Genomic DNA, 21,521 nt, shown 5'->3' on the forward strand with positions numbered 1-21,521 from the left:
ACGGCCCTCCCGGCATGCCGTTGTTCACCCGTAAGCGGGACGCCCGGCCCACATGCCCGACACGGCGTCCCCGGACCGCACATGATGCCCTCCTCGACCGCACGACCTGGGGGGACCATGCGCGCCCGCGCCACGGCGGCCCTTGCCGCCACCCTGCTCCTGACCGCGATCGCAGGCTGCTCGTCCGACGGCTCCGGACAGCCGCGCGTGGCGAAGGCGCCCGAGGCCCCGTCGGGGGTCGGCTCGGCGGGCCCGTCGCCATCGCCCGGACGGGAGAGCTACGCCCTCGGTGACACCGTCGACATCGCGATGAGCGGTCACGATTTCTCCGTCACCGCGATCGCCCACAAAGACCGGGGCGTCCCCAGCCCTCCCGGTCTTCCGGCCGACGGGCAGAAGTGGGTGCTCGCGGAGGTCAAGCTGTGCAACAAGGGCGGCAAGGCCCTGGGGGTGACCCCCTTTGCGTGGTCCCTGGCCTACGCCGACGGATCGCGGATGGAGCCCACCCATGTGAGCGGGAGCGGCGTGCCCCTGCCCATGTATCCGCTGGAGGCCATGATCCGCGGCGGTGACTGTCTGCGCGGGAACATCCTCTTCGAAGTGCCGGAGGACTACCCCCGCGCCCAGCGCGTGCTGTACTCGCCCACCGGTCTGGACGAGCCCGTGGAGTGGGTCGTGCCGAAGGGGTAAGACAGGTCAACGGCCGCTGTGCGGTGTGGAGTTCCCCGTTCCGTCAGGAATGGGGGAAAGTGCGGGGTCGGCCCGCTGTTGTGGTCGTTTCCGGAATGATGATCCGGAAAAGTTGTGGCTCGGGGCGGCGGGTGGGGCAAGCGAACGCGCCGATCTCTCGTACAGTTTGCGCCGTGGGATCTCTGCGCAATCCGGTCGGGCCGCTTCCCTCCTCCATCTACTGGCGACGGAGGGCCGTACTGCTGTCTGTTGTCGCCCTGTTGGCGTTGCTGATCGCGTGGGTGCTCGCCTCGGGCGGTGGGGGCGGCAAGGACAACGCGAACGGGAGCAACGGCAAGAATCCCTCGCCGTCCACCATCACGCCCGGCCCGTCCGGCTCCGGTCCCGCCATCAGCCAGGCTCCGGGCGGGCGGGACGAGTCGGAGGACGAGGGTTCCGGGGACTCGGAGGGCTCGGGTTCGGGTGCGGACGACGACTCCGGGAACGGTGACGGGCCCGGAGGATCCGGCTCGGACGGTGCCGCCGGTGGCGGGGCCACGGGCGGCGGGACGGGTGTCGGCGCCGGCGACGCGCTTCCCGCGGGCTCCTCGCTGCCCAACTGCACGCCGGGCGCGGTGAAGTTGACCGTGCGCAGCGTCCGCAACACCTACGGCCCCGGTGAGACGCCCAGGCTCCAGCTCACCGCGACCAACTCCTCCGGCGGCGACTGCAAGGTCGATCTCGGCCCGAAGAACACGGTGGTGACGATCACTCAGGCCGACAGCGACGACGACTACTGGTCCTCCGCGCACTGCCCCAAGACGGCCGGCAGCCTGGTCTTCCGCGTGGCCGCCGACAGCAGCGTCACCTACACCGTGAAGTGGGACCGCAAGCCCAGCGCCCCGGAGTGCGCGACCCCGCCGTCCGGCTCCGCCCCCGCGGGGACGTACCTGGTGGAGGCGACCACGCCGGGCTTCGGCAAGGCGCAGACCTCGTTCGTACTGGAGAAGGACTGAGCGGAGGCCGAGGCCTCAGACGTAGCGCTCCAGGATCGAGGACTCCGCCAGCCGGGACAGGCCCTCGCGCACGCTGCGCGCGCGGGCCTCGCCGACGCCGTCCACCGTCTGGAGGTCGTCGACGCTCGCGGCGAGCAGCTTCTGCAGGCCCCCGAAGTGCTCCACCAGCCGGTCGATGATGGCGCCCGGCAGTCGCGGCACCTTCGCCAGCAGCCGGAACCCGCGCGGCGACACCGCCGAGTCCAGCGCCTCCGGAGACCCGGTGTACCCCAAGGCCTTCGCCACCGTGGGCAGTTCCAGCAGCTCCGCGTGGCTGAGCGCGTCCAGCTCGTACAGCGCCTCGTCGACCGTGCGGGACCGCTTCGCCGTCGGCTCGGGCACATAGTCCCGTACGACCAGTTCCCGCTCCGGCTCCACGCCCGCGATCAGCTCGTCGAGCTGGAGCGCGAGCAGCCGTCCGTCCGTGCCCAGCTCCACCACGTACTCGGCGATCTCGGTGGCGATCCGCCGGACCATCTCCAGGCGCTGCGCCACCGCGGAGACGTCCCGGACCGTCACCAGGTCCTCGATCTCCAGCGCGGACAGCGTGCCCGCCACCTCGTCCAGCCGCAGCTTGTACCGCTCCAGCGTCGCCAGCGCCTGGTTCGCGCGGGACAGGATCGCCGCGGAGTCCTCCAGCACCCGCCGCTGCCCGTCGACGTAGAGCGCGATCAGGCGCATCGACTGGGAGACGGAGACGACGGGGAAGCCGACCTGCTTGCTGACCCGGTCCGCCGTGCGGTGCCGGGTGCCCGTCTCCTCGGTGGGGATCGTCGGGTCCGGGACCAGCTGCACGCCCGCGCGCAGGATCTTCGACAGGTCCGAGGAGAGCACGATGCCGCCGTCGAGCTTGCACAGTTCCCGGAGCCGGGTCGCCGTGAACTCGACATCCAGGACGAAACCGCCCGTGCACATCGCCTCGACGGTCTTGTCCGAGCCCAGCACGATGAGCCCGCCGGTGTTGCCCCGGAGGATCCGTTCAAGGCCGTCGCGCAGCGCCGTGCCCGGTGCCACGGCGCTCAGTGAGGCGCGCATCAGGCCATCGGCACCGGAGCTCCCACCGGCCTTTCCGGGAGCTGCTGCCCGGTCGTTGGCTGCCACTGCACTCCTCCGGTCGCAGGTTCTGGGGCGCTCCCGTTTCGCACATTCGGTTCGTACGGACGGGCGAGACCTGGGCAAAGTCTACCGGCGGTCCTCCGCTTCCCGTGGGGCCTCTCGGCGACGCGAGCGGGGAAGGACCCGGAGCGCGTCCCCTATGTCCGCGACTTCCAGCACCTTCATGCCCGGCGGGATCTTGCCGGGATCCCCCGGTACGAGCGCGTGCGTGAAGCCCAGCCGGTGCGCCTCGGCGAGCCTTCGCTGCACGCCCGTGACCCGTCTGACCTCGCCCGCGAGCCCCACTTCGCCGATGGCGACGAGGTTCTTCGGCAGCGGGGTGTCGCTGGCCGCGCTGGCCAGCGCGAGGGCGATCGCGAGGTCCGCGGCGGGCTCGGAGAGCTTCACGCCGCCGACCGTCGCGGAGTAGATGTCCCGTTTGCCCAGGGCGCTGATCCGGCCGCGCTGCTCCAGGACGGCGAGCATCATCGACACCCGGGAGGTCTCCAGGCCGGAGGTGGTGCGGCGCGGGGAGGGGATCTGCGAGTCGACGGTGAGCGCCTGCACTTCGGCGACCAGCGGACGGCGGCCCTCCAGGGTGACCGTCAGACAGGTGCCGGGGACCGGTTCGTCACGCCGTGTCAGGAAAAGTCCGCTCGGGTCGGCAAGGCCCGTGATGCCCTCGTCGTGCAGTTCGAAGCAGCCGACCTCGTCGGTGGCGCCGTAGCGGTTCTTGACGCCGCGCACCAGGCGCAGGCGCGCGTGCCGGTCGCCCTCGAAGTGCAGGACGACGTCGACGAGGTGCTCCAGCAGGCGCGGGCCCGCGATGGCGCCGTCCTTGGTGACATGGCCCACCAGCAGCGTGGACATGCCGCGTTCCTTGGAGGCCCGGATGAGGGCGCCCGCGACCTCCCGCACCTGGGCCATGCCGCCGGGGGCGCCGTCGATCTCCGGGGAGGCGACCGTCTGCACGGAGTCCAGGATCAGCAGGGAGGGCTTGACCGCGTCCAAATGGCCGAGCACGGCCGCCAGATCCGTCTCCGCCGCGAGATACAGGTGGTCGTCGATGGCGTTGATGCGGTCGGCGCGCAGCCGCACCTGGCTCGCCGACTCCTCGCCGGTGACGTAGAGGGTGCGGTGTTCGTCACTGGCCGACTTGGCGGCGACGTCCAGCAGCAGCGTCGACTTGCCGACGCCGGGCTCGCCCGCCAGCAGCACCACGGCGCCGGGCACCAGACCGCCGCCGAGGACCCGGTCCAGCTCCGGCACGCCGGTGGGGCGGGCGGTGGCCTGCCGTCCGTCGACCTGCCCGATGGGCAGCGCGGACGTGGTGACACGCCCCGGCGCCGTCGTACGGACCGCGGGCGCGCCGTACTCCTCGATCGTCCCCCACGCCTGGCATTCGGGGCAGCGACCGAGCCATTTCGCCGTCTGCCAGCCGCACTCGGTGCAGCGGTAGGACGGGCGCTCCTTGGCGGTCTTCGTACGGGCAGCCATGACCGAAACGGTAACCGCCCCCACTGACATCCCCCGCGCACCCGGGGCGAACCGGCCACGGCGACCGGGACCGGACCGCGGAATCGGGGGTTCCTGTACCCGTTTGAGGGATCGTTTCACCCGTACGAAGGAAATGTGCTCAAGGTGCGAGAAGCCGCCTCACCTACCCGCCTACGGTCCACGGATGACGAGCAGCCGACCGGAGACCCCCATCCGCACCACCGGCGCACACCGAGCGCACCGGGAGGCGCGTGACCGAGGCGCGGCGCGCACCCTGGCGCAGCGTCCGCCCGCGCGTTACGAGCCCTACCTGGACGGCCTGTTCACCTACTGCCTGTCCGTCCTGTGCGACCACGACACCGCGACCGCCGCCCTCGGTGACGTCCTCGTCCTCGCCGAGCGCCGCGGCCAGCGCGGCCCGGAGTCCGCCGGTGACCGCCGCGCCTGGCTGTACGCGCTGGCCCGCTGGTCCTGTCTGCGCAAGCTGGCCGAGGCAAAGCAGAAACGTCAGACCACCCATGCCGCGGGCCGCCACGGCCCTTCGCGGCCGCCCGCCGCACCGCCCGTCTCCGAGCAGGTCCAGGAGGAGCGCCGACGGCAACTGGCCCTCCTCGCCTGGCCGGAGGCGGCCGGCACCACCCCCGAGCAGCGCGAGGCGCTCGAACTCGCCGTGCGCCACCACCTCGCCGCCCACGAGGTCGCCGCCGTCCTCGGCACGGACCCCGCGGCCGCGCGCGAGCTGCTCGCCTCCGCCGCCTGCGAGGTGGAACGCACGCGTGCCGCCCTCGCCGTGGTGGAGACCGGCACCTGTCCGAGCGTCGCCGGGCTCACCGGCGACCACCAGCTCGTGCTGTCCACCGCGCTGCGCCGGGAACTGGTCCGGCACGTCGACGACTGCCCCCGCTGCCGCCGCACCGCCGAACGCGCGGTCCCCGGCCACTGGCCCGGTTCCAGCGTCACCCCCGCCGAACTGCCCGTCCTGGAGGCACCCCGCGCGGCCCTGTACCTCGCCATGACGCACGGCCCACGCGCGCGTGGCGCCGCGCCCCGCTTCGACCGGCGCGGCTTCCCGATGGACCCCAAGGACCGCGCCGCCCGCCGGGACCGGCTGCGCGCGCGTGCCGTCACCACGACGGTCGTGGCCACCGTGGTGGCCGCCCCCGTCCTCGCCCTGTGGGCCGCCTACCGGGGGACCCCCACCGGCGAGGGCGTCGACGGCCGCTCGGCCAGCGCCAGCGAGGCGCAGGGGCCGGGCGCGCTCGACGGCCAGGCCGCGGGCGGCGGCTACGAGAACGCGGGCAGCGCCAGCAGCCGCCCCGGCGGCCGGCCCGGACGGGACGGCAGGCCCGATGTCACCGTAGAGGTGATCAGCGTCACCGGAGCCGGGAAGAAGGGCGCGGCCCAGCTCGACGTCTCCGCCGACTCCAGCGGCGACACCACCCTCATCACCCTCACCGCCACCGGCGACGCCCCCGTGCGCTGGTCCGCGAGCACCGGCGCCGCCTGGCTCTACCTGAACCGTTCCGCGGGAACCCTCGCGCCGGGCGAGTCGTTCACGATCAAGGTGTACGTCGACCCCCTCCGGGAGCCCTCCGGGTACTGGACGGCCCGGGTCGCCGTCTCCCCCGCGGGAGCGGTCGTCCGTATCGACGGCTACGGCACCGCGCCCAGCCCCACGGCGCCGGGCTCCGGCACCCCGACGCCCACACAGCCGACGCCGAGCGACCCGCCGCCCACGACCCCGGACCCCACCCCCACGGACACCACGCCGACCCCGACCGACCCGCCGCCCACGGACCCCGCGCCGAGCGACCCGCCTCCGTCGACCTCCGACCCGGACCCACCGCCCAGTGATCCGGGAGACACAGCGAGCCCGGGGGACCCGGGAGGTTCGACACCGCCCGGCGGCAGCGCCGACCCGAGTCCCTCCACCTCCTAGGGCTCAGCCCACCGGGTCCGCCGGATGCGGTGCCACCAGGGGCAACTGCGACGCCAGACGTGCCTCGCAGAGCTCGACCAGCCGGTCGTAGCCCGCCTTGCCCATCAGTTCCGTCAGCTCCGCCCGGTAGGAGACGTACACCGGTTCCCCGGCGCCGTGCGCCGAGGTCGCCGAGGTGCACCACCAGTGGAGGTCGTGGCCGCCGGGACCCCAGCCGCGGCGGTCGTACTCGCCGATCGACACCTGCAGTACACGGGTGTCGTCGGGGCGGTCGATCCAGTCGTACGTGCGCCGGACCGGGAGCTGCCAGCAGACGTCCGGTTTGGTCTCCAACGGCTCGCGGCCCTCCTTGAGGGCCAGGATGTGCAGCGAGCAGCCCGCGCCACCGGGGAAGCCCGGACGGTTCTGGAAGATGCAGGAGCCCTGGTAGGGGCGGGTCTGCCGCTCGCCGTCCTCGTCCAGGGAGACCCAGCCGGACTCCGTGCCCACGTCATGGTGCTGCCAGATCTCCGGGGTGAGCCGCGCCACATGCTCCGCGACCCGCTTCTCGTCGTCCTCGTCCGAGAAGTGGGCACCCAGAGTGCAGCAGCCGTCGTCCGCCCGGCCCGCCTGGATGCCCTGGCAGCCCTGGCCGAAGATGCAGGTCCAACGAGAGGTCAGCCATGTCAGATCGCAGCGGAAGACCTGCTCGTCGTCCGCCGGATCGGGGAACTCCACCCACGCGCGTGTGAAGTCGAGGCCCTTCTCGTCCGCGACCAGGTCCTTCTTCTTCGCCTTCTTCGACGGCTTCACCTGCGAAGAACCTCCGGATGATTTGGCCGTCTTCTGGTCCTTCGCCTTTTTCGTCTTTGGCACGCGTCCAGGGTAAGTCGCCCGGCCCCCGGCCCGGGACCGCTCCGGGGGCCGCACAGGGCCCGGCGGGCAGTAGCGTGCCCTACATGAGACTCGGTGTCCTCGACGTGGGATCTAACACGGTGCATCTGCTGGTCGTGGATGCGCACCCGGGCGCGCGACCGCTGTCCGCGCACTCGCACAAGGCGGAGCTGCGCCTCGCCCAACTGCTCGACGACAGCGGAGCGATCGGGCCCGACGGGGTGGACAGACTGATCTCGGTCGTCCAGGAGGCGCTCCAGGCCGCCGAGGACAAGGGCGTGGAGGACCTGCTCCCGTTCGCCACCTCCGCGGTGCGCGAGGCCAGCAACGCCGACGAGGTCCTCGCCCGGGTGAAGGCGGAGACCGGCGTGCAGCTCCAGGTGCTCAGTGGCGCGGAGGAGGCCCGGCTGACCTTCCTCGCGGTACGCCGCTGGTTCGGCTGGTCGGCCGGGAAGCTGCTGGTGCTGGACATCGGCGGCGGTTCGCTGGAGATCGCCTTCGGCATCGACGAGGAGCCGGACGCCGCGGTGTCGCTGCCGCTGGGCGCGGGCCGGCTGACCGCGGGATGGCTGCCGGGCGATCCCGCCGACCCCGAGGACATCCGCGCCCTGCGTCGTCATGTCCGCGCCGAGATCGCCCGTACGGTCGGCGAGTTCAGCCGGTTCGGGCCGCCCGACCATGTCGTGGCCACGTCCAAGACGTTCAAGCAGCTCGCCCGGATAGCCGGGGCGGCCCGCTCCGCGGAGGGGCTGTACGTCCAGCGCGACCTCAAGCGCGAGTCCCTGGAGGCCTGGGTCCCGCAGCTCGCCGGGATGACCACCGCGCAGCGTGCCGAACTGCCCGGCGTCTCGGAGGGGCGCGCGGGCCAACTGCTGGCGGGCGCGCTGGTCGCCGAGGGCGCGATGGACCTGTTCGGGGTCGAGGCGCTGGAGATCTGCCCGTGGGCCCTGCGCGAGGGCGTGATCCTGCGGCACCTCGACCACATGCCCGTCACCGTGGCGCCCGCGTGACCTGTACCACTTCGTCGGACGGCCGGTTCCGGCCGCCCGCCGCCTGAGCGGTGGCATCGGCGTCCCGGCGCCCAGCCGGGCCCCGTACTCTGTCCCTCGTGGCAGAACCTGTAGTGCGCATCCCGGATGCGAAGGTCGCTCTGTCGACGGCCTCGGTCTATCCGGAGTCGACAGCGACGGCCTTCGAGATCGCCGCGCGCCTCGGGTACGACGGCGTCGAGGTCATGGTCTGGACGGACCCCGTCAGCCAGGACATCGACGCCCTGCGCAGGCTCAGCGACTTCCACCGTGTGCCGATCCTCGCCGTCCACGCCCCCTGCCTGCTCATCACCCAGCGCGTGTGGTCCACCGACCCCTGGGTCAAGCTCCAGCGGGCCCGCGCCGCCGCCGAGAAGCTCGGCGCGAGCACGGTCGTGGTGCACCCGCCGTTCCGCTGGCAGCGCCAGTACGCGCGCGACTTCGTCTCCGGGATCTGGCGCATGGCCGACGAGACGGATGTGCGGTTCGCCGTCGAGAACATGTACCCCTGGCGCTACCGCGACCGCGAGATGCTCGCCTACGCCCCCGACTGGGACGTCACCAAGGACGACTACCGTCACTTCACGATCGATCTCAGCCACGCCGCGACCGCCCGCACCGACGCCCTTCATATGATCGACCGCATGGGCGACCGGCTGGGGCATGTGCATCTCGCCGACGGGCGGGGATCGGCCAAGGACGAGCACCTCGTCCCCGGTCGCGGCACCCAGCCCTGCGCCGAGGTGCTGGAACGTCTCGCCCGCACCGGATTCGACGGCCATGTCGTCATCGAGGTCAACACCCGCCGGGCCATGTCCAGCGCCGAGCGCGAGGCCGACCTCGCCGAAGCGCTCGCCTTCACCCGGCTCCACCTGGCCTCCGCCGTGAAGGTGCCCCGGCCATGACCGGCAGCACCGCAACCCCGCGCCGGGGCCGGGGCCGCCGTACCCGCAGCGAGGCCGCCGACACCCGGGCCCGGATCCTGGCCGTGGCCCGCGAGGAGTTCTCCGAACGCGGCTACGAGAAGACCTCCGTACGCGGCATCGCCAAGGCGGCCGGGGTGGACTCCGCGCTGGTGCACCACTACTTCGGCACCAAGGAACAGATCTTCGGGGCGGCCGTGGAGGTCGCCTTCGCCCCTGCTTTCCGGGCCCGGGACGACATCCTGGACGGCCCCCTCGACGGCGTCGGCGAACGGCTCACCCGGACCATCTTCGGCCTCTGGGAGAACCCGGTCACCAGGGCCCCGCTGCTCGCCATCGTCCGCTCCGCCGTCAACAACGAGACCGCCGCCGCCGTCTTCCGCCGGCTGGTCGCGACCCAGCTGCTGCGCCGCATCGGCGAGCAGCTCGACCTCCCGGACGCCGACCTGCGCGCCGAACTGGCGGCCGCCCAGCTCGTGGGCGTCGCGATGATGCGGTACGTCATCCGGATCGAGCCGATCGCCTCGGCGGACGCCGAACGGATCATCGAGCGGGTGGCGCCGGTGGTGCAGGGGCATCTGACGGGGCCCTGACGGGTTCGCCGACCGGTCCTGGCGGGCGCACCGATCAAGTCCTGACAGGTCCCCGCCCCCGGCCCGGCGACCGAGACGTGCGTCCCGCATTCCGGACATCGTGTCCGGACCCTGGATGACCGGCGTACGCTCGTTAGCAGCCCCATCCGTCCGAAGGAGCGAGCGACGATGCCCGAGCTGAGGTCCCGCACAGTCACCCACGGCCGCAACATGGCGGGCGCCCGCGCCCTTATGCGCGCCTCCGGTGTACCCGGTGCGGACATCGGCCGAAAGCCGATCATCGCCGTCGCCAACTCCTTCACCGAGTTCGTGCCGGGCCACACCCACCTGCAGCCGGTGGGCCGGATCGTCAGCGAGGCGATCGTCGCGGCCGGCGGCATCCCGCGCGAGTTCAACACCATCGCGGTCGACGACGGCATCGCGATGGGTCACGGCGGCATGCTCTACTCGCTGCCCTCCCGCGACCTCATCGCGGACAGCGTGGAGTACATGGTCGAGGCGCACTGCGCCGACGCCCTGATCTGCATCTCCAACTGCGACAAGATCACGCCGGGCATGCTGAACGCCGCGCTGCGGCTGAACATCCCCACCGTGTTCGTCTCCGGCGGCCCGATGGAGTCCGGCCGTGCCACGCTGGTCGACGGCAGCGTCCGCACGCTCGACCTGGTCGACGCGATCTCCGACGCCGTGAACGACAAGATCTCCGACGAGGACATCCTCCGTATCGAGGAGAACGCCTGTCCGACCTGCGGGTCCTGTTCCGGCATGTTCACCGCCAACTCGATGAACTGCCTGACCGAGGCCATCGGCCTGTCCCTGCCGGGCAACGGCTCCACCCTCGCCACCCACACCGCGCGCCGCCGCCTGTACGAGGACGCCGCCCGCACGGTCATGGACATCACCCGCCGCTACTACGAGCAGGACGACGAGACGGTCCTGCCGCGCTCCATCGCCTCCTTCTCCGCGTTCGAGAACGCGATGGCGCTGGACATCGCGATGGGCGGCTCCACCAACACGATCCTGCACCTGCTGGCCGCCGCCCAGGAGGCGGGCGTCCCCTTCGGCCTCGCCGAGATCGACGAGGTCTCCCGCCGGGTGCCGTGCCTGGCGAAGGTGGCACCGAACGTCGCGAAGAACCGCACGTACTACATGGAGGACGTGCACCGCGCCGGTGGCATCCCGGCCCTGCTGGGCGAGCTGCACCGCGCGGGCCTGCTGCGCGAGGACGTCCACTCCGTGCACAGCCCGTCCCTGGCGGACTGGCTGAAGACCTGGGACGTGCGCGGCGGCTCGCCCTCCCCGGAGGCCGTCGACCTGTGGCACGCGGCGCCGGGCTGCGTCCGCTCGGCCGAGGCGTTCTCCCAGTCCGAGCGCTGGGAGACGCTGGACGACGACGCGGAGGGCGGCTGCATCCGCTCCGTCGAGCACGCCTACTCCAAGGACGGCGGCCTCGCGGTCCTCAAGGGCAACCTGGCCGTCGACGGCTGCGTGGTGAAGACGGCCGGCGTCGACGAGTCCATCTGGACCTTCGAGGGCCCCGCGGTGGTCTGCGAGTCCCAGGAGGAGGCCGTCCAGAAGATCCTCACCCAGCAGGTCAAGGAGGGCGACGTCGTCGTCATCCGCTACGAGGGCCCCAAGGGCGGCCCCGGTATGCAGGAGATGCTCTACCCGACCTCGTACCTGAAGGGCCGCGGCCTGGGCAAGGCGTGCGCGCTGGTCACCGACGGCCGCTTCTCCGGCGGCACTTCGGGCCTGTCCATCGGCCACGCCTCCCCGGAGGCGGCGGCGGGCGGCACCATCGCCCTCGTCGAGGACGGCGACCGCATCCGCATCGACATCCCGAACCGCACGATCGAGCTCCTGGTCGACGACGCCGAACTCGCCCGCCGCGAGCAGGCGTTGGGCGGCGTGTACGCCCCGAAGAACCGCGACCGCAAGGTCTCGGCGGCGCTGAGGGCCTACGCCGCCATGGCGACCAGCGCCGACAAGGGCGCGGTGCGGGACGTCAGCAAGCTCGGCTGACACGGAACGTGTCGAGGGGCCGCCTCCGGTCGGGGCGGCCCCTTCGTCATGCCCGCCGTACGGTCGTCACCAAGCCGCCGGGTCCCGGGCGTCCACCGCGAACACCGAACCGTCCGGCGCCCCCGCGTACAGGTGGCCCTCCGCGAGGACCGGGGCCGGGAGTTCCGTGGCCACCCAGTCCGCCTTCGCGGGCAGCCGGGCCCGGGTCTGGCCCACGAGGACGCCGTCCTCGGCGTCCACCGCGAGCAGCCGCCCGTCGGCCGCGCTGACGAACACATGGCGCCCGTCCGTGACCGGGACCGAGCCACGGCTGACGGAGGTCTCCAGGGACCACAGCCGGGTCCGCCGCTCCAGGTCCACGGCATCGAGCGAGCCGCCCGGGGCGAGCAGGTAGACACGGTCACCGCGCACCGCGGCCAGGGGGTCCTGGCGGGGCACCGGCAGCCGCACCCGGAGCGACTTGCCCGAGTCCGGGTCGTAGCGGACGAGCGCGGTCGTACGCCCGCTGGCGGTCTCGACGGCCTGGAAGTGGACCACGCCCCGCCGCACGGCGAACGGTTTCAGCGTCCCCTTCAGCCGCGCCTCCCACCGCACCTCGCCCGAGGACGGGTCCACGGCGGTGACGAGCGTGCCCGTGCCGTCGTCCGCCGGACGCACCGCGTACGCCAGCGGGTCCCCGGCGAAGGAGGAGAAGTACGGCTGGGACAGGCCGGGGATCCGCTGCCGCCACTCCGTTCTGCCGGTCCCGGCGTTCACGGCGGTGACCGTGCCGTCCTCAGCGGTGAACAGCAGCATCCCGCCCGCCGCGCGCATGCTGCTGTGACCGGGTGTCTTCCGCTCCCACCGCACCTTGCCCGTAGCCGGGTCGAGGCCCTCCAGCCGCGGGTCGCGGTCCGTCAGCGGCTGCACGAGCCCGCCCGCCAGGGCCGGCGGCTCATCACGGAAGTCAGTCCTCGCGACGGAGTGCCGCCACAGCACCTTCCCGTCGGAGGGCCTGAGCGCGAACACCGACCCGGGCTGGGCGCACAGCAGTTCCGCCGCCCCGTAGGAGCACTGCGGCACGGACTTGCCCCCCGTCACCGACGGCGTCTCCCAGGACCGGAACGCCGCCTTCGAGGGGTCCCGTACCGCCTTCCCCGCGGGCTCCGCCTCCGCCCCCGCCATCCGCACCACGGCCAGCGCCCCGCCCACCGCGAGCACCACCCCGGCCGCCACCAGGACCGCCCACCGCCGCCGGAACCGCCCGAGTCTCCGGGGAGCCTGCTCCTCGGCGGACGGCACCACGGGCGGCAGGGGCCCGTCGTCGTCACCCGCCCGCTGTGCCGGAATGAACGCCTGCGTGTCGTACTTGGCCGCCTCCGACCGCAGTTCGCGCATCAGCTCGTCCGGCGTCGGCCGGTCCTGCGGCTCCTTGGCCAGGCAGCGCCCGATCAGCGGCGCGAGACCCTCCGGTACGCCCGTCAGGTCCGGCTCGTCATGGACGACCTGGTAGGCCACGACATACGGGCTGTCGGAGTCGAACGGCCCCCGCCCCGTCGCCGCGTGCACCATCACCGACCCGAGCGCGAAGATGTCCGCGGCGGGCCCCACCTCCCGGGGCCGCCGGAACTGCTCCGGCGCCATGAACGGCGGCGTCCCGATCAACTTCCCGGTCTCGGTCCGCAGTTCGCTGTCCTTTGGCCGAGAAATGCCGAAGTCGATGACCTTCGGACCGTCCTCCGCGAGCAGCACATTGCTCGGCTTCAGATCCCGGTGCACGACCCCCACCCGGTGGATGTCGCGCAGCGCCTCCGCCAGCCCGGCCATCAGCCGGCGCAACTGCTCCGGTGTCAGCGGCCCATTCCGCTTCACATGCTCGGACAGCGTCGGCCCGGGGATGAACAGGGTGGCCATCCACGGCCGTTCGGCCTCCGGGTCGGCGTCCACGACGGAGGCCGTGAAGGCCCCGCTCACCTTCCGCGCCGCCGCGACCTCCTGCCGGAAACGCCCCCTGAACTCGCGGTCCTTGGCGAACTCGGCATGAATGACCTTCACCGCGAGCTTCATCCCGGAGGTGCTGCGCGCCAGGTGCACCACGCCCATGCCGCCGGAGCCCAGGCAGGACTCCAGCCGGTAGTGCCCGACGTACTCCGGAAGTTCCGCTTCCGCGCCCGCTCCGGCGTTCCGCTGTGGCGCCATGGGACCACCCCCGTGCTGTTCGTACGCGCGCGCGACGGACGGAGCCTAGTCGATGACTCGTACGGGACAGAGGCGACTTGCTAGCCTCTGTGTGCGAATTACGTACGCGTGTTTCGTGGCGAGATCCGAGGGAATCATGGGGGTCCCATGGCAGCCATGGGGGTCCAACGGGGGAGGTTTTTCCATGAGTGTTGACCGCGTCGAAGGCACCGAGGAAGTCGAGAGCGCGCAGGCCGAGACGCTTGCCGCGTCCGTCAAGACGTACCCGGTCGCCCCGGGGGTCCAGCTGAACGTCCGCAGCGGCCCCGGCACCGGCTACAACATCGTCCGCGTCCTGCCGGCCGGCTCCCGCGTGCCGATCTACTGCCAGACCACCGGCACCAACGTGACCGGCCCGTACGGCACCAGCAGGATCTGGGACAACATCAGCAACGGCGAGTTCGTCTCGGACGCCTACATCTACACGGGCAGCGACGGCTACGTCGCCTCCCGCTGCGGCTGAACCCACAGCGGGGCCTGCGGCCGGACCGGGCCATAATCGACGCGTGAGCGACGAGAACGGCACCCCGGAACCGACCGCAGGCCCCCGCCCCGAGCCCCTGCGCTTCTTCGGCACGACCTGGGTCGACCACACCGACGGCTACACCGCCCGCCGCATCGGCGTGGCGGCCGGCGCGCTCGCCGCCGCCGCGGTCTCCTGCCTGGTGCTCCGCTTCGCCTACGAAGGCCTCCAGATCGCCGCCGTCGGCGGTTTCGTCACGGTCCTGATGGTCGTGATGTTCGCGATCTGCTCCGCCCTGGCCTTCAGCAACACCTGGGGCGGCTTCAGCAAGCGCCACGACCCGGCCCGCCAGGCATCCCTGCGCGGCCTGCTGATGATCGGCTTCATCGGCTCCCTGCTCGCCTACTTCCTGCGCGCCCTCGTCGAGGCCCCGGGCGAGAAGCTGCACCGCGAGGAGTACGAGACGGCCCGCGAGCAGTTCGAGAAGCGCAGCAAGCGCCGCTCCGGCAACCCCGCGAAGAAGCGCCGCCGCTCCTGAGCGGCACTCCTACCGAAACTCCGTCGCCCGAGACCCCGTCCCCGGCCCACCATGTCCGCATGACGGCACCCTCCTCCCACGCGGGCCGAGCCCACTCCTTCAACGCCGCCGCGGCCCAGTACGCCGCCAACCGCCCCTCCTACCCGCCCGCCCTCCTCGACGCCGTCGAGGAACTCAGCGGCCGCCCCCTCGCCGGCGCCCGGGTCGTGGACATAGGCGCCGGTACGGGCATCGCCACCGCCCTGCTCCGGGACCGCGGCGCCGATGTCGTCGCCGTGGAACCCGGCGCGGGCATGGCCGCCGAACTGCGCCGCGCCCACCCCGGCATCCCCCTGGTACGGGGCGACGGCAACGCCCTGCCCCTCGCCGACGCCAGCGCCGACCTGATCACCTGCGCCCAGGCCTGGCACTGGACCGACCCCGCGCGGGCACTGCCCGAGGCACTGCGCGTGCTGCGGCCGGGCGGCGCGCTCGCCCTGTGGTGGAACATGTACGCCCTGGACATCCCCTGGATCGCCGCCCAGGCCGAACGCATCCAGCACTGCTTCGGCCTGGAGCCCGACAAGGAGAAGAGCGGCACCAGCAGCCGCGTCGCCGACCCCGAGGGCCGCGTCGACTTCACCCGCCGCCTGGTCCGCTGGAGCCGCAGCGTCCCCGTCGACACCCACCTGGCCAACCTGGGCAGCCACTCGGTCTTCCTGGTCCACGCCGACCGGGCGAGCGCCTTCCTCACCGAGGAACGGGCCCGACTGCTGCACACCTTCCCCGACGGCACCGTCGAGGAGACCTACGACGTCGACCTCCTGGTCGCCACCAGGCCGTAACCCTCGTCGGTCCCGTCCTCGCCGCGCGCCGCGGCCCACCCCTCCAGGGCCGCGGCACAGGCGTGGTCCAAATGCCGCAGCCCGCCCAGCTCCAGCCGCACCGCACGGTCCCGGGGCAGTGCCTCCAACGCGTCCAGCAGCTTCGGCAGCCGCAGGAACGTCGCATGCCCCACCACCCGTACGACGATCCCGGCGTCCCCCAGGTCCTCGGTCTCCACGTGCACATGGCTCACGTCCCACGCCGTCTTCGCCACGGCGAGCGCCAGCCCCAGCAGCACCCCCTCGAAGAGATTCCCCAGCACGATCGCCCCGGCCGTCACCACCAGCACCACCAGCTCCCCGCGGTGCCCCCGCCACAGCGCGCGCACCTCCCGCACCGGGACGAGCTTGAGCCCCGCGCACACCAGCAGCCCGGCCAGCGCGGCCACCGGGATCCACCCGAGCACGCCCGGCACCACCGCCGTGAACAGCAGCAGCCACACCCCGTGCAGCACCCGCGAGGCCTTGGTGCGCGCCCCCGCCTGGACATTCGCCGCGCTGCGCACGATCACCGCCGTCATCGGCAGCGCCCCCAGCAGCCCGCACACCGCGTTCCCGGCGCCCTGCGCCATCAGCTCGCGGTCGTAGTCCGTACGTGGCCCCTGGTGCAGCCGGTCCACCGCCGCCGCGCTGAACAGCGACTCCGCCGAGGCGATCAGCGCGAACGCCACGACGCTGCCGATCACCCCCACTTCCGTAAGCCGCCCGAGATCCGCCGCCTCGGGCACCCGCACCGCATCCCACAGCCCACGCACTTCGACCCGCCGCACCTCCAGGCCGAACACCCCGGTCACCAGCGCCGCCACGGCCACCGCCACCAGCGGCGCGGGCACCAGCCGGGCGCCCCGCCGCCACCGCGGCCACAGCAGCACCACGGCGATGGTGGCGGCCCCCACCGACAACGCCACCGGATCCGCCCGCCCCGGCAGCTCCACCAGCCCGGCGAGCTTGCCGAGACCGCCGCCGGGCGCCTCGGCGTCGCCGAGGGCGTAGACCTGACCGGCCACCAGCACCAGCCCGATCCCGGCGAGCATCCCCTGCACCACCGCCACGGACACCGCCCGGAACCACCGCCCGAACCGCAGCGCCCCGAGCGCGAGCTGCACCAGCCCGGCCCCGAGCACCAGCACCCCGAGCACCTCGATCCCATGGGCCCGGACCGCCTCGTACACCAGCACGGTCAGCCCGGCCGCGGGCCCGCTGACCTGGAGGCTGCTGCCCGGCAGCAGCCCGGCCACCAGCCCGCCGACGATCCCGGTCACCAGCCCCAGCTCGGCCGGCACCCCGGAGGCCATGGCCACACCCACGCACAGCGGCAGGGCCACCAGGAACACGACAAGAGAAGCGAACAGATCGGCCTTGCCCACGCCACGGACCATCACAGCGGCACCTCCGGTTGCCAACGGGAGATGCGTGGGTGCCGTACCGGGGGAGGGCACGGCGAACGTGTGTGCAGGCATATGACCTCGCACTGAAACCCATTGTCAGGAGCGGGCACCCCTCGCGCAGCGGCGCGCGCCCATCACCTGAAGGCGACGGAGGCGCACAAAGCGGACCGCAAGCCTCCAATGACCCCGTCACGCGCCTGCGCCGGTCGGGCGCAACCACTTGACGGCGCACCTCGTTCGGAGAGTTAATCCGCACATGATGAATATCAAACGCCGGTCATCCACCCCCGAAACACCGCCAGACATGAACAAATCGCCCGAAGGAACCGGTCAGGCCCCCGGATCCACCGACACCACCCCCGCCATCCGCGCCGAAGGCCTCACCGTCGTCCGCGGCCCCCGCACCGTCCTGCGCGGCATCGACTTCACCGTCCCCCGCGGCCAGATCACCGGCCTCCTCGGCCCCTCCGGCTGCGGCAAATCCACCCTCATGCGCTCCATCGTCGGCACCCAGGCCAAGGTCACCGGCACCCTCGACGTACTCGGCCGCCCCGCAGGCCACCCCGAACTGCGCACCCGCATCGGCTACGTCACCCAGGCCCCCTCCGTCTACGACGACCTGACCGTCCGCCAGAACCTCGACTACTTCGCCGCGATCCTCGCCCCCGGCCGCCACGCCGCCGACCAACGCCACGCCGACGTCACCCGCGCCATCGAGGACGTCGACCTCACCGGCCACACCGACGCCCTCGCCGGCAACCTCTCCGGCGGCCAGCGCAGCCGCGTCTCCCTCGCCGTCGCCCTCCTCGGCACCCCCGAACTCCTCGTCCTCGACGAACCCACCGTCGGCCTCGACCCCGTCCTGCGCCGCGACCTGTGGCAGCTCTTCCACGACATCGCCGCCCGCCGCGGCGCCACCCTCCTCATCTCCTCCCACGTCATGGACGAGGCCGAGCGCTGCCACCGCCTCCTCCTCATGCGCGAGGGCCAGGTCCTCGCCGACGACACCCCCGACGCCCTGCGCACCCGCACCGGCTCCGACACCGTCGAAGCCGCCTTCCTGCACCTGGTCGACGAGGCGGTCGCAGCCGCCGCCCGCGAGAAAGAGACCGCCCGATGAGCTCCACCACCCACCCCGCCCCACCCACGGCGCTCACCCCCGCGCCGAGCAGCGCCCTGAACCTCTCCCGCACCCTCGCCACCGCCGCCAGGGTCCTGCGCCAGCTCCGCCACGACCCGCGCAGCATCGCGCTGATGATCCTCGTCCCCTGCGTGATGCTCTTCCTGCTGCGCTACGTCTTCGACGGCGACCCGCGCACCTTCGACAACATCGGGGCCTCACTCCTCGGGATCTTCCCGCTGATCACGATGTTCCTGGTCACCTCCATCGCCACCCTGCGCGAACGCACCTCCGGCACCCTCGAACGCCTCCTCGCCATGCCCCTCGGCAAGGGCGACATGATCGCCGGCTACGCCCTCGCCTTCGGCACCATCGCGATCGTCCAGTCCGCGCTCGCCACCGCCCTCGCCCTGTGGGGCCTCGGCCTGGATGTCGTCGGCAGCCCCTGGCTCCTCCTCCTGGTCGCCCTCCTCGACGCACTCCTCGGCACCGCACTCGGCCTCTTCGTCTCCGCCTTCGCCGCCTCCGAATTCCAGGCCGTCCAGTTCATGCCGGCCGTGATCTTCCCCCAGCTCCTCCTCTGCGGCCTGTTCACCCCGCGCGACAACATGCACCCCGTCCTGGAGGCCATCTCCAACGTCCTGCCCATGTCCTACGCCGTCGACGGCATGAACGAAGTCCTGAGGCACACCGACATGACGGCCACCTTCGTCCGCGACGCCCTCGTCGTCGCCGGGTGCGCCCTCCTCGTCCTCGCCCTCGGCGCCGCCACCCTCCGCCGCCGCACCTCCTGACCACGTCCCGCCCACCGGACACCCCACCCACACTCAAGCCCCCGATGGGAGGATGAACACCGGACGACGAACACCCGGAGGGCACCCCAGCCATGACTCAGAAAGTCGCAGTCCTCGGCACCGGCAAGATCGGCGAAGCCCTGCTCAGCGGAATGATCCGAGCAGGCTGGGGCCCGAACGACCTCCTGGTCACCGCCCGCCGCCCGGAACGGGCGGAGGAACTCCGCCAGCGGTACGGAGTCACCCCGGTCAGCAACCCGGAAGCCGCCAAGTCCGCCGACACCCTGATCCTCACGGTCAAGCCGCAGGACATGGGCACCCTCCTCGACGAGCTCGCCCCGCACGTCCCCGCCGACCGCCTGGTCATCAGCGGCGCCGCGGGCATCCCCACCTCCTTCGTCGAGGAACGCCTCACCTCGGGCACCCCCGTCGTGCGCGTCATGACGAACACCCCCGCCCTCGTCGACGAGGCCATGTCCGTCATCTCCGCCGGCAGCCACGCCACCGAGGACCACCTCGCCCACACCGAGGAAATCTTCGGCGGTGTCGGAAAGACCCTCCGCGTCCCCGAGTCCCAGCAGGACGCCTGCACCGCCCTCTCCGGCTCGGGCCCGGCGTACTTCTTCTACCTGGTCGAAGCCATGACCGACGCCGGCATCCTGCTCGGCCTGCCCCGGGACAAGGCCCACGACCTCATCGTCCAGTCCGCGATCGGCGCCGCCACGATGCTCCGCGACAGCGGCGAGCACCCCGTCAAGCTCCGCGAGAACGTCACCTCGCCGGCCGGCACCACCATCAACGCCATCCGCGAACTGGAGAACCACGGCGTACGCGCCGCCCTCATCGCCGCCCTCGAAGCCGCCCGCGACCGCAGCCGCGAACTCGCCTCCGGCAACAACAACTGACACCCGGCCGCCCCCGCCCGGCGCAGGGGCGGCCCACACCCGGTCCTCCGGGACTACACACTCACGCCGATATCAGCGCTCGCCGGCAGCAGCCCGATCGCCCGATACGCCGCATCCACGGTCGGCCGCGCCATCGCCCGAGCCCGCTCCGCACCATTCCGCAGCACCCCCTCCACATAACCGGCATCCGCGCACAGCTCCCGGTGCCGCTCCTGCACCGGCCGTAGAACCTCCACCACGGCGTCCGCGGTGTCCTTCTTCAAGGAGCCGTACGACTCGTATACACCGCTCAGGTCCTCGGGGTTCCCACCTGTGCACGCCGCGAGGATCTCCAGCAGATTCGCCAGGCCGGGCCGCCCCTCCCTGTCGTACACGACGTCCCGCCCGCTGTCGGTGACAGCCCGCATGATCTTCTTGCGCACCACGTCCGGCTCGTCCAGCAGATAGACGATCCCCGGCCCGACGTCCTCGCTCTTGCCCATCTTCGACGTCGGATCCTGAAGGTTCATCACCCGGGCCGCCACCGCCGGATGAGTCGCCCGAGGCACCACGAACGTGGTCCCGTACCGCTGGTTGAACCGCACCGCGAGATCCCGCGTCAGCTCCACGTGCTGCGTCTGGTCGTCCCCGACCGGCACCTCGTCCGTCCCGTACGCCAGGATGTCCGCGGCCATCAGCACCGGATAGGTAAGGAGCGACAGCCGCACACTCCCCCCGCGCTCCCGCTCCCGCGCCGCCTTCTCCTTGTACTGGATCATCCGCCGCATCTCACCGTCGGTGGCCACGCACTCCAGCAGATACGACAGCCGCGCGTGCTCGTCCACATGACTCTGCACGAACACCGTGCACAGCGTCGGATCCAGCCCCGCCGCGAGCAACAGGGTCGCCGCCTGCCTGCTCAGCCGCCACACCCGCGCCGGATCGTGCTCCACGGTGAGGGCGTGCAGATCGACGATGCAGAACAGCGCGTCGGCCCGGTGCTGATCGACCTGCACCCAGCGCCGCATGGCCCCCAGGTAGTTCCCCAGCGTCAGATGCCCCGTCGGCTTGATCCCGCTGAACACCCGCGTCATCTCTCCACCTCCTGGTCGAGACCGCCGTCCTCGGCCGGCCGACCCTCCGGAGGGAGATACAGGAACGGCCGCCGAGGCGGCGGCCGTTGTGTGCATACGTAGGAACGGCCGCCGTCAGGCGGCCCACCACAGCTGGGTGCACGTACGCGTCGTCATGCAGGCCAGCGTACGCCTCCAGGGGGTCTCAGGGGTCCGAGTTGACACTCCTCGACGCGATCCGTAGTGTTCTCCGAGTTGTCCGACGTGAGCGCCGACTCCGGTCGGTCCCCGGACAGCCATTCCGCAAGACCAACCAACAATCGACGACAGTCGACCTGTCTGCCGTCGTGTCATTGGTATGCGTATTTACGGAATGAGGAATCCACGTTCGAAAGGACGCGGCCCCCCGATTAGCTCGGGAGCCGGGAATCCGCTAAAGTCTCACTCGTCGGAACGGCCCGCAACGGCCGGGAAGGCAAATCCCGCT

Annotated in this window: 19 protein-coding genes; 13 read left to right on the forward strand and 6 right to left on the reverse strand. The window is 72.1% G+C overall.

Annotated elements, in window-relative coordinates; translation table 11 throughout:
* Window positions 1–117: 117 nt before the first annotated feature.
* Window positions 118–690: a hypothetical protein gene (locus GA0115233_RS30235; RefSeq protein ID WP_093723495.1), complete on the forward strand. Its 573-nt coding sequence runs from the start codon at window positions 118–120 to the stop codon at window positions 688–690.
* A gap of 173 nt (window positions 691–863) precedes the next feature.
* Window positions 864–1,685, forward strand: a complete 822-nt coding sequence (locus tag GA0115233_RS30240; protein ID WP_093723496.1) for a hypothetical protein — start codon at window positions 864–866, stop codon at window positions 1,683–1,685.
* 15 nt (window positions 1,686–1,700) lie between these two features.
* Here GA0115233_RS30240 and disA read toward each other — a convergent pair whose 3' ends face one another.
* Both disA and radA read right to left on the reverse strand, forming a co-directional pair.
* Window positions 1,701–2,825, reverse strand: a complete 1,125-nt coding sequence (disA, locus tag GA0115233_RS30245; RefSeq protein ID WP_093723497.1) for a DNA integrity scanning diadenylate cyclase DisA — start codon at window positions 2,823–2,825, stop codon at window positions 1,701–1,703.
* Between the two features lie 81 nt (window positions 2,826–2,906).
* Entirely contained in the window at window positions 2,907–4,316 is a 1,410-nt protein-coding gene (gene radA / locus GA0115233_RS30250) for a DNA repair protein RadA (protein WP_093723498.1), read from the reverse strand.
* Window positions 4,317–4,500: 184 nt separating this feature from the next.
* Here radA and GA0115233_RS30255 point away from each other — a divergent pair, with 184 nt between their 5' ends.
* Entirely contained in the window at window positions 4,501–6,255 is a 1,755-nt protein-coding gene (locus GA0115233_RS30255; RefSeq protein ID WP_093723499.1) for a BACON domain-containing protein, read from the forward strand.
* Window positions 6,256–6,258: 3 nt separating this feature from the next.
* On the opposite strand, the gene GA0115233_RS30260 is transcribed toward GA0115233_RS30255, so the two are convergent.
* Complete coding sequence (locus GA0115233_RS30260; RefSeq protein ID WP_093723500.1) at window positions 6,259–7,110, reverse strand: hypothetical protein; 852 nt, start codon at window positions 7,108–7,110, stop codon at window positions 6,259–6,261.
* Window positions 7,111–7,193: 83 nt separating this feature from the next.
* Between GA0115233_RS30260 and GA0115233_RS30265 the strand changes: the two genes are divergently transcribed.
* The 4 genes from GA0115233_RS30265 (at window position 7,194) to ilvD (ending at window position 11,694) form a co-directional block, all read left to right on the forward strand.
* Window positions 7,194–8,138, forward strand: coding sequence for a Ppx/GppA phosphatase family protein (locus GA0115233_RS30265; RefSeq protein ID WP_093723501.1), 945 nt, complete (start codon window positions 7,194–7,196; stop codon window positions 8,136–8,138).
* 98 nt (window positions 8,139–8,236) lie between these two features.
* A complete protein-coding gene (locus GA0115233_RS30270) occupies window positions 8,237–9,061 on the forward strand; it encodes a sugar phosphate isomerase/epimerase family protein (protein WP_093723502.1) in 825 nt (274 codons plus the stop codon).
* Entirely contained in the window at window positions 9,058–9,672 is a 615-nt protein-coding gene (locus tag GA0115233_RS30275; RefSeq protein ID WP_093723503.1) for a TetR/AcrR family transcriptional regulator, read from the forward strand. The genes GA0115233_RS30270 and GA0115233_RS30275 overlap by 4 nt, the downstream gene beginning before the upstream one ends.
* 168 nt (window positions 9,673–9,840) lie before the next feature.
* Entirely contained in the window at window positions 9,841–11,694 is a 1,854-nt protein-coding gene (gene ilvD / locus GA0115233_RS30280; RefSeq protein WP_093723504.1) for a dihydroxy-acid dehydratase, read from the forward strand.
* Window positions 11,695–11,760: 66 nt separating this feature from the next.
* Here ilvD and GA0115233_RS30285 read toward each other — a convergent pair whose 3' ends face one another.
* A complete protein-coding gene (locus GA0115233_RS30285; RefSeq protein WP_093723505.1) occupies window positions 11,761–13,872 on the reverse strand; it encodes a serine/threonine-protein kinase in 2,112 nt (703 codons plus the stop codon).
* Between the two features lie 184 nt (window positions 13,873–14,056).
* On the opposite strand from GA0115233_RS30285, the gene GA0115233_RS30290 reads away from it, so the two are divergent.
* From GA0115233_RS30290 to GA0115233_RS30300, 3 genes are read left to right on the forward strand one after another with little or no spacing between them, the layout of a single operon-like run.
* Window positions 14,057–14,374, forward strand: coding sequence for an SH3 domain-containing protein (locus tag GA0115233_RS30290; protein WP_093723506.1), 318 nt, complete (start codon window positions 14,057–14,059; stop codon window positions 14,372–14,374).
* 43 nt (window positions 14,375–14,417) lie between these two features.
* Complete coding sequence (locus GA0115233_RS30295) at window positions 14,418–14,912, forward strand: hypothetical protein (protein WP_093723507.1); 495 nt, start codon at window positions 14,418–14,420, stop codon at window positions 14,910–14,912.
* Between the two features lie 59 nt (window positions 14,913–14,971).
* The gene (locus GA0115233_RS30300) at window positions 14,972–15,736 is read left to right on the forward strand and encodes a class I SAM-dependent methyltransferase (protein WP_093723508.1); all 765 of its coding nucleotides are present in this window, start codon (window positions 14,972–14,974) and stop codon (window positions 15,734–15,736) included.
* On the opposite strand, the gene GA0115233_RS30305 is transcribed toward GA0115233_RS30300, so the two are convergent.
* Entirely contained in the window at window positions 15,700–17,154 is a 1,455-nt protein-coding gene (locus GA0115233_RS30305; RefSeq protein WP_093723509.1) for a SulP family inorganic anion transporter, read from the reverse strand. The genes GA0115233_RS30300 and GA0115233_RS30305 overlap by 37 nt on opposite strands.
* Window positions 17,155–17,467: 313 nt before the next feature.
* Here GA0115233_RS30305 and GA0115233_RS30310 point away from each other — a divergent pair, with 313 nt between their 5' ends.
* The 3 genes from GA0115233_RS30310 to proC all read left to right on the forward strand — a co-directional run bounded on the left by GA0115233_RS30310 (window position 17,468) and on the right by proC (window position 19,982).
* Complete coding sequence (locus tag GA0115233_RS30310) at window positions 17,468–18,283, forward strand: ABC transporter ATP-binding protein (protein WP_093723510.1); 816 nt, start codon at window positions 17,468–17,470, stop codon at window positions 18,281–18,283.
* Window positions 18,280–19,077 (forward strand): ABC transporter permease, encoded by a 798-nt coding sequence (locus GA0115233_RS30315; protein ID WP_093723511.1) that lies wholly within the window; start codon window positions 18,280–18,282, stop codon window positions 19,075–19,077. The genes GA0115233_RS30310 and GA0115233_RS30315 overlap by 4 nt, the downstream gene beginning before the upstream one ends.
* Window positions 19,078–19,169: 92 nt before the next feature.
* Entirely contained in the window at window positions 19,170–19,982 is an 813-nt protein-coding gene (gene proC / locus GA0115233_RS30320; RefSeq protein WP_093723512.1) for a pyrroline-5-carboxylate reductase, read from the forward strand.
* A 53-nt stretch (window positions 19,983–20,035) separates the two neighbouring features.
* On the opposite strand, the gene trpS is transcribed toward proC, so the two are convergent.
* Window positions 20,036–21,055, reverse strand: a complete 1,020-nt coding sequence (gene trpS, locus GA0115233_RS30325; RefSeq protein WP_093723513.1) for a tryptophan--tRNA ligase — start codon at window positions 21,053–21,055, stop codon at window positions 20,036–20,038.
* Window positions 21,056–21,521 lie beyond the last annotated feature (466 nt).

This window comes from Streptomyces sp. DI166 (assembly GCF_900091315.1).
Classification (GTDB): domain Bacteria; phylum Actinomycetota; class Actinomycetes; order Streptomycetales; family Streptomycetaceae; genus Streptomyces; species Streptomyces fuscus.

Coding starts and splice junctions, on each gene's coding strand:
- GA0115233_RS30235 (WP_093723495.1), top strand. CDS start 118: ATGCGCGCCCGCGCCACGGCGGCCCTTGCCGCCACCCTGCTCCTGACC.
- radA (WP_093723498.1), bottom strand. CDS start 4,316: ATGGCTGCCCGTACGAAGACCGCCAAGGAGCGCCCGTCCTACCGCTGC.
- GA0115233_RS30255 (WP_093723499.1), top strand. CDS start 4,501: ATGACGAGCAGCCGACCGGAGACCCCCATCCGCACCACCGGCGCACAC.
- GA0115233_RS30265 (WP_093723501.1), top strand. CDS start 7,194: ATGAGACTCGGTGTCCTCGACGTGGGATCTAACACGGTGCATCTGCTG.
- GA0115233_RS30275 (WP_093723503.1), top strand. CDS start 9,058: ATGACCGGCAGCACCGCAACCCCGCGCCGGGGCCGGGGCCGCCGTACC.
- ilvD (WP_093723504.1), top strand. CDS start 9,841: ATGCCCGAGCTGAGGTCCCGCACAGTCACCCACGGCCGCAACATGGCG.
- GA0115233_RS30285 (WP_093723505.1), bottom strand. CDS start 13,872: ATGGCGCCACAGCGGAACGCCGGAGCGGGCGCGGAAGCGGAACTTCCG.
- GA0115233_RS30290 (WP_093723506.1), top strand. CDS start 14,057: ATGAGTGTTGACCGCGTCGAAGGCACCGAGGAAGTCGAGAGCGCGCAG.
- GA0115233_RS30300 (WP_093723508.1), top strand. CDS start 14,972: ATGACGGCACCCTCCTCCCACGCGGGCCGAGCCCACTCCTTCAACGCC.
- GA0115233_RS30305 (WP_093723509.1), bottom strand. CDS start 17,154: ATGGTCCGTGGCGTGGGCAAGGCCGATCTGTTCGCTTCTCTTGTCGTG.
- GA0115233_RS30310 (WP_093723510.1), top strand. CDS start 17,468: ATGAACAAATCGCCCGAAGGAACCGGTCAGGCCCCCGGATCCACCGAC.
- GA0115233_RS30315 (WP_093723511.1), top strand. CDS start 18,280: ATGAGCTCCACCACCCACCCCGCCCCACCCACGGCGCTCACCCCCGCG.
- proC (WP_093723512.1), top strand. CDS start 19,170: ATGACTCAGAAAGTCGCAGTCCTCGGCACCGGCAAGATCGGCGAAGCC.
- trpS (WP_093723513.1), bottom strand. CDS start 21,055: ATGACGCGGGTGTTCAGCGGGATCAAGCCGACGGGGCATCTGACGCTG.